This window comes from Fluviicola sp. (assembly GCF_030151805.1).
GTDB lineage: Bacteria > Bacteroidota > Bacteroidia > Flavobacteriales_D > Crocinitomicaceae > Fluviicola.
In genome coordinates this window covers 1-7,292 of sequence record NZ_JASLCN010000368.1, presented here as the reverse complement: position 1 = coordinate 7,292, position 7,292 = coordinate 1, and the positions used below count along the sequence as shown (strand labels likewise).

Here is a 7,292-nt window from a genome sequence, read left to right as displayed (position 1 = left end):
AGAAACATCGCAATTATTGCACACGTTGACCACGGTAAGACGACATTGGTTGACAAAATGATTGAGGCAGGAAACGTAGTGAATGAGCGTGATCGTCCGACAGGAGAATTGATCATGGACAACAACGATTTGGAGCGCGAACGCGGAATTACCATCGTATCTAAAAACGTTTCCGTTTCTTACAAAGGAACAAAAATCAATATCATCGACACTCCTGGTCACGCCGACTTTGGTGGAGAGGTAGAGCGTGTATTGAACATGGCTGACGGGGTTTGTTTGTTGGTGGATGCTTTTGAAGGTCCGATGCCACAAACACGTTTCGTATTAGGAAAAGCATTGTCAATGGGAATCAAACCATTGTTGGTAATCAACAAGGTTGACAAAGACAACTGTACTCCTGATGAAGTTCATGAAAAAGTATTCGATTTGATGTTCGAATTGGACGCAAACGAAGAACAATTGGAATTCCCTACCATTTATGGTTCGGCTAAAAACGGTTGGATGTCGACAGACTGGAAACAACCAAAAACAGATATTTCTGATTTGCTGGATCAAATTTTGGACTATTTCCCGCCTCGTAAGATCGAAGAAGGAAATACACAAATGCTGATCACTTCTTTGGATTTCTCTACTTACGTCGGACGTATCGCTATCGGTCGTTTGCACCGTGGAGATTTGAAAGAAAACCAACCGATCATTTTGGCAAAACGCGATGGAACTCAAGAGAAACACCGCGTGAAAGAATTGTTCGTGTTTGATGGAACAGAACGTCGTAAAGTAGAATCAGTTGCTGCAGGAGATATTTGTGCTGTTACAGGAATCGAAGGTTTCGAAATCGGAGATGTAATCTGTGATGCAGAAAATCCGGAGCCATTGGCATCTATTTCTATCGATGAGCCAACGATGAACATGTTGTTCTCTATCAACGATTCACCGTTCTTCGGAAAAGAAGGAAAGAAAGTAACTTCCCGTCACATCCAGGAGCGTTTGACAAAAGAATTGGAGAAAAACTTAGCGATGCGGGTTTCCGATACAGATAAAGCAGATAAATGGATCGTTGCAGGTCGTGGTGTATTGCATTTATCGGTTTTGATCGAAACGATGCGTCGTGAAGGATACGAATTGCAAGTAGGTCAGCCACAAGTTATCATCAAAGAAATTGATGGTGTGAAATGTGAGCCGGTTGAAGAATTGACGATCGATTTACCGGAAGAGTTTTCAGGAACAGCTGTTGAGGCTGTTACGAAACGCAAAGGTGAAATGACGAATATGGAACCGAAAGGAGCACGTATGATTATTCAATTCCAGATTCCGTCTCGCGGAATTATCGGATTGCGTAACTACTTGTTGACACAAACGGCTGGTGAAGCAATTATGACTCACCGTTTCCTGGAGTATCAACCGTACAAAGGAGAAATTCCAGGACGTCAGAACGGATCCATGATTTCGTTGGAGCAAGGGGTTTCAATTCCGTTCTCTTTGAACAACTTGCAGGAGCGTGGTAAATTCTTCATCAACCCGAACGAAAACGTTTACGAAGGACAGGTAATCGGTGAAAACTCACGTGCAGGAGATTTGTGTGTGAACGTAACGAAGACCAAAAAGATGTCTAACATGCGTTCATCAGGAGCAGACGAAAAAGTGCGTTTGGCACCTGCAAAAATCTTCAGCCTGGAAGAATGTCTGGAATACATTCAGGGAGATGAGTACGTAGAAGTAACACCGGAAAACTTACGTATCCGCAAAATCTTGTTGAAAGAAGCAGAGCGTAAGCGTTCAGGAAAATAATCGGGACTTCCGACTCCGTTCATTCTCTTTTTTTAGAGGAATGTAAGGTTTCCCCTTTGAAGGGGGAGGAAATTCTAATAAATATTCAAAAGCGGATCCAGTACCAACCGGATTCGCTTTTTTTACGACAAGTCAAAAAAAGCATCCCAATAATATGGAACAAATTGAATTTTTAGAAAAAAATGTATTTAAAGGCCTGGAAAAGCTGAATGATGGATTCGACGGGGAGAATGTTCCGTTTTTTTCAGAGGCAGATTTCGAAATCGTGCTTGAAAGAGCGGAGTATTTCGGAATTGGAATTTATGGAATTGAACCATGGTTGAATGGTGAATTGTATGATGTCATCACCCATGAGAATCTGAAGAAGAAAGCAACTGATCCACAATGGTATCAAAAAGCATTTAAAACCTTTAAATCCCGCCAGTCAGGACTTTCATATTCCGCGACGTATAAAGTTTCGGCTAAACTTTTGGCAAGAGATATTTAAAAATGTTCAAATGTTCAAATGTTCAAATGTTCAAATGTTCAAATTGAACTCTTTAAACTTTTTGAACCTTTGAACTGACTCTTGTACAAGACAAAAGAAAAAACATGATAGAATCAAAACTTACTTTAGACATCATTACTGCAACCTTGCAGGGTGAGAAATACGAAGAACAAATTACCAAACAGCTGGAACACCTGGAGGAAGTGGAATACGAGCATACAGGCTCCGGGCTTCTTATCTTTATTGAATACCGAAAGGCTGCAAAAGAATTTTGGTTGACGGATGCTCAGTTGCACGAACTATTCGGTGAGTCGACTCCTGAATTGTCCAACGTTGAATTGCTCAACGACGAATTGAAGATCCAGGCAGAAACGATCGTTCATTTTACAAACGGAATGATTGACCGTGTTGAAATCTGGAATCAATTGGGAGATTATCCGGAGGACGATCTGGAGACGTGGAAATTGAATAGAATTGAAAATTGAGAATTGAAAAGGTAAAAGTTAAAGAGTTGTCTTTTGGAGTTCAGGTAATTTTTCAGGACGTTACAGGATGATTGTATTTTGTTTTGTATTCCAGTGGTGAAACGCCCGTAATTCTTCGAAAGACTTCCCGGAATGCTTTCATATCGGAATAGCCGACTTCGTACATCACTTCGTTGATTGTTTTCCCACTGGTTTCAAATGCTTTTTTAGCCGATTCGATTTTGACGCGCTGCATGTACTCGACAGGAGTGTTTCCGGTTGCTTTGATGAATCTTCTGTCAAAATTTCTGCGGCCAATGGCAAATTGTGAAGCGAGCTGCTCAATAGAAATCTTAGCGCTTACATGACTTTCAATGAATAGCTGAGCTTGTTTGATGGCGTCATCGTGATGTACTTTTTGCCCGTTGAAAATCACAAACTCCGATTGACTGTTTCTATCCGATTCGATCTGGAATACCTTCGAACATAAAATGGCGGTTTGCCGGTCAAAGTATTTTTCAATCAGGTAAATCATCAGGTTCAGAAAAGAATAAGCGCCGCCATTCGTATAAATTCCTTTTTCATCCGTTATCAAACGATCCTGCTCCAGGTTCACTTCCGGGAACATCGTTTTGAGCTGACTGGCTGCGGCCCAATGTGTAGAACATTTTTTGTCATTTAATAAACCACTTGAAGCCAGGATAAACGCTCCGGTGCAAATACTTGCTACTTCCGCTCCGAGTTCATAATGCATTTTCACCCAATTGATCAGTGGCCCATTTTGAGTAATGGCGGTTTCATAGCGATGATTCAGAGAAGGAATAATGATCAGATCTGTTTTTGTGATAGTTGAAATGTGAGTATGCGGTTTGACGGAAAACAATCCGTCGTAATACTGAATTTCGGTCGAAACACCGGCCAGTTGGATGTTAAACAGCTGTTCCTTTCCACTTTGTTTCCAATACTCATTCGCCCTGGAAAAGAGTTTATAAGCTCCTACAATGCTGCTCAGGTTATTGCCTTCCCCGTCCGGAACCAAAATAGTCAGATGTTTCATCTCGTTTTTTTCCAAAAGTACACTATCATTTTGTCTAAATCAACCCGTTTAATGTCTTTTTAGACACTTTTAAAGGAGTGAGCTAAGTTGTAGCTTTGAAAAAACGATTTTAACTGATACAATACATGATGACAACGAATCTCACAACAGTAAAAATGATCATGGACAGATGGGAGGCATCTGTAAAAAGCTGCGACACCTTGCTGCAATCACTTTCGGATGAACAATTGGAAAGGGAAATTGCTCCCGGAAAAAACAGGGGAACGTATTTACTCGGACACCTGATTGCCGTTCATGACGATATGCTAATCTTGCTCGATATGGGAAAAAAGGCATATCCTGAATTGAAGCGACCTTTTATTGAATTACCGGACAAAGCAACAACTGAACTTCCTTCCGTTAAGGAATTGCGACAACTATGGGAAGAACAGAACACCGATTTAAAACAACGATTTGATGCCGTGAAGCCGGAGGATTGGTTTCAGAGACATACAGCTGTTTCCGAAAGCGATTTTGCGAATGAACCTCACCGCAACAAACTGAACATCATTTTAACCAGAACAACGCACCTGGCTTATCATACGGGGCAATTGGTATTATTAAAATAAGATTATGGAACAGAAAGATTTCACATTTACGATTATTACGGACCGAACTCCGGGGGATGTTTTTAAGGCAATAAGCAACGTTCGCTCCTGGTGGTTTGGCTTGTTCTCCGAAGAAATTACCGGTTCATCCGAAAAACTCCATGATGAGTTTAGTTTCCGCGCCGGAGAAGGTGCACATTACTCCAAACAGAAACTGGTAGAAGTCATTCCGGATAAACGCATTGTCTGGCAGGTTGAAGAAAGTGCATTGACTTTTATCGAAGATCAATCTGAATGGACGGGAACAAAAATGGTGTTTGATATTGCAGAAAAGGATGGAAAAACGGAGTTGATTTTCACGCATCAGGGATTGACCCCCGAAGTAGCATGTTATAATGCCTGCGCACCAACCTGGTCAAAATACCTGGAAGAAAAACTGATTCCTTTGATTCAGGATGGTAAATAAAAAGAAGCTGAAGTTATCATTGAGATTCCTTCTTTCACTGATTCAAATTGAGAAATCATCATTCAGAGCGGAGCTTAGTCTTCGCTCTTTTGTTTTTTAGAAAAGAATTTACCCGAAGGAATACATGTGAAGATTCAATTGCTTAACTTATGGCAATAAAATAGCCATTATGATAAATCAAATTAAAAAATTCGAGAAAAATGCGCTTGCTTTTGAGTTGTCCGGGACATTCACCGAAGCTGATGCCTTATTGATCGAACAGCTTTTCCAGGAAAAATTGGATCAGGGGTTTGAACACGTAAACATTCTGATCAAGGTGAAAGATTTGTCGGTGCTTAAAGACATGTCTTTGAAAGGCTTTTTTCAGGGGGAATTATGGGGAATCAAACACTTCGGAAAAATAGGACGATGCGCTGTAGTTTCTCATTCAGGAGTGATGGAGTCGATTGTGACTGTTGAAAACAAAATCCTTCATTTATTTAATCATGCTTTGGAAGAAAGGTATTTTGATCAGGAGCAATTGGATGAAGCATTGGAATTTATAACTCCGGGTAATTAAACGATACGGATTGTATTCATCTCACATTTTGGTTTGATGAGGAAAGGATTCCTTCCGCCAAAGACCTGATTAAAAGAATCGTTACGGAAAACAGGGGGATGCAAACGAACAGTTGAAAGAGCGGAACATCATTTCCGCTTTCTTCATTTGTGGAAGTATGGAAAGGTATTTCATGCTCCGGGTGAAGCTTGTTATACGAGATAAGTTGTATTTTTAAAGGAAGAATTAACTGAATCTATTTTAGAAACAGACAAATCGCATATGTTAATCAGAAAAGCAAACCAGGAAGAATCTGAAACCATTGCTTCCCTCATGATGTTGGCAATGGAAGATATCGTTTATAACTTTATCGGGGAGAAATCAGCAGGGAAGGCGCTTTGCTTTTTGAGCAGCTTAACGGAAGAAAAAGGCAATCAATATTCCTATGAAAATTGCTGGATTGCAGAATCCGGTGGAGAAATTGTTGGAACTGCCATTGTGTATGACGGGGCAAGATTAAATGAATTGAGAGAACCTGTCGGGAACAAAGTTAAAAACATGTTTAACAGGGAATTCAACCCTGAAGATGAAACGCAGGCCGGAGAGTATTACATTGATTGTGTGGGTGTGAGTCCGAACCAACAGGGAAAAGGAATCGGCACTAAAATCTTTCAGTTTTTGATCGAGGAATACGTTGAGAAGCGCAATGAAACACTGGGCTTATTGGTAGATCAGGACAATCCGAATGCCAAAAAGCTTTATCTGAAACTGGGATTCGAAATAGCCGGCGAAAAAACATTGGCGGGTAAAAAGATGGAACACCTTCAGTTCAAGAAGAAAGAATCGCTCTAAAACTTCACCCAATTCTAAACTAAAAAAAACAATACTAAAAAACAATGAATCGAAAAATCTCCACGCTGATCACGGTGATGATGATGACTTTAGTTACTATGACTACAGTTGCCCAAGATCAATCCGACCAGGCAAAAAACTATTTTGCGGAATACCTGACTTCAAAATCAATGACAGAATTAATTGCCCGATCTCTTCCTACATTGGAAGAGTGTAAATTGGTTTTTAAAGAACAAGACGCTGAAACTTATTTTAAAGCGATTGAAGCAATGAAGTCCAAAGCTGAGGCTGATCCAAAGGAAGAAAATGAAACGTTTTCAGATGTTCAGATTGACCGTTTTTCAACCGAAGATATTGAACAACAGAAAGGTAATTACGCAGGGGGAATGGATCAAATTTTAGAAAAATTGCAGCTCGGTGTTGTTTTTTACAAAGTCTCACTATTGAGAGAAAAAGATGCTGAAAGAGGACTCGCATTCAAATACTGGGTTCATATAAACGGCCGCTGGGTGTTTTTCCCCAAGCCATATCACGTATTTGAAAAGTAAAAACAATGGTGTTCGGGTTCTTTGCAAAGCAGATCGAATTATTGGATCCAGGTTGGATGAAAAATCTAACGGATGAATCGAAGATCACATTCAGGTTAAACGGAGTAAAAATGAAGGATAACAGAACAAAACTGGAATCAATCCTCAATCAGCATCGTGTTTCGTTCAGGGTAAATTACCCTTTAGTGAATGACCAGGAACAGGTAGAATACATTTGTACGGGATATAAATACAAATTGCAAAAGGATCAGGTGGTTGGATTTGCACTCACGAATACCAATGTAAGTAAGCAGGATATCATTCATAACCTTGGAAATCCAACGAAAGTAACGCCGATCATCGGAGAAATATTCTCGATGGATCTGTTTGAGATTGAAGGATATATCTGGGAATATGACGGTTTGAAATTGGAAGTCACGTTTGATGAAAAGGAGTTGGCTGCTGAAGCCTTTCATGTCGGAAAGAAATTGTACTACTTTGATAATTGATAAAGCGCCAGTTTTTT

10 protein-coding genes are annotated in these 7,292 nt (G+C 40.2%); 9 read left to right on the top strand and 1 reads right to left on the bottom strand.

Going from position 1 to position 7,292, the window contains the following annotated elements; genetic code table 11:
- From typA to Q1V93_RS13975, 3 genes are all read left to right on the top strand, one after another.
- The coding region (gene typA, locus Q1V93_RS13985) for a translational GTPase TypA (protein ID WP_300665529.1) at positions 1-1,788 on the top strand (1,788 nt) is incomplete at its 5' end.
- Positions 1,789-1,942: 154 nt separating this feature from the next.
- Positions 1,943-2,275, top strand: coding sequence for a hypothetical protein (locus tag Q1V93_RS13980; RefSeq protein ID WP_300665527.1), 333 nt, complete (start codon positions 1,943-1,945; stop codon positions 2,273-2,275).
- A 104-nt stretch (positions 2,276-2,379) separates the two neighbouring features.
- Positions 2,380-2,760, top strand: a complete 381-nt coding sequence (locus Q1V93_RS13975; RefSeq protein ID WP_300665525.1) for a hypothetical protein — start codon at positions 2,380-2,382, stop codon at positions 2,758-2,760.
- 52 nt (positions 2,761-2,812) lie between these two features.
- Here Q1V93_RS13975 and Q1V93_RS13970 read toward each other — a convergent pair whose 3' ends face one another.
- The gene (locus tag Q1V93_RS13970) at positions 2,813-3,796 is read right to left on the bottom strand and encodes a helix-turn-helix domain-containing protein (protein ID WP_300665524.1); all 984 of its coding nucleotides are present in this window, start codon (positions 3,794-3,796) and stop codon (positions 2,813-2,815) included.
- 128 nt (positions 3,797-3,924) lie between these two features.
- On the opposite strand from Q1V93_RS13970, the gene Q1V93_RS13965 reads away from it, so the two are divergent.
- The 6 genes from Q1V93_RS13965 (at position 3,925) to Q1V93_RS13940 (ending at position 7,275) form a co-directional block, all read left to right on the top strand.
- On the top strand, positions 3,925-4,404 hold the full coding sequence (locus tag Q1V93_RS13965) for a DinB family protein (RefSeq protein WP_300665523.1): 480 nt from the start codon (positions 3,925-3,927) through the stop codon (positions 4,402-4,404).
- Positions 4,405-4,408: 4 nt separating this feature from the next.
- A complete protein-coding gene (locus tag Q1V93_RS13960; protein WP_300665521.1) occupies positions 4,409-4,849 on the top strand; it encodes an SRPBCC domain-containing protein in 441 nt (146 codons plus the stop codon).
- 169 nt (positions 4,850-5,018) lie between these two features.
- The gene (locus Q1V93_RS13955) at positions 5,019-5,408 is read left to right on the top strand and encodes an STAS/SEC14 domain-containing protein (protein ID WP_300665520.1); all 390 of its coding nucleotides are present in this window, start codon (positions 5,019-5,021) and stop codon (positions 5,406-5,408) included.
- A gap of 261 nt (positions 5,409-5,669) precedes the next feature.
- A complete protein-coding gene (locus Q1V93_RS13950; protein WP_300665519.1) occupies positions 5,670-6,239 on the top strand; it encodes a GNAT family N-acetyltransferase in 570 nt (189 codons plus the stop codon).
- Between the two features lie 44 nt (positions 6,240-6,283).
- On the top strand, positions 6,284-6,787 hold the full coding sequence (locus Q1V93_RS13945; protein ID WP_300665518.1) for a hypothetical protein: 504 nt from the start codon (positions 6,284-6,286) through the stop codon (positions 6,785-6,787).
- A 56-nt stretch (positions 6,788-6,843) separates the two neighbouring features.
- Positions 6,844-7,275, top strand: a complete 432-nt coding sequence (locus Q1V93_RS13940) for a hypothetical protein (RefSeq protein ID WP_300665516.1) — start codon at positions 6,844-6,846, stop codon at positions 7,273-7,275.
- Positions 7,276-7,292 lie beyond the last annotated feature (17 nt).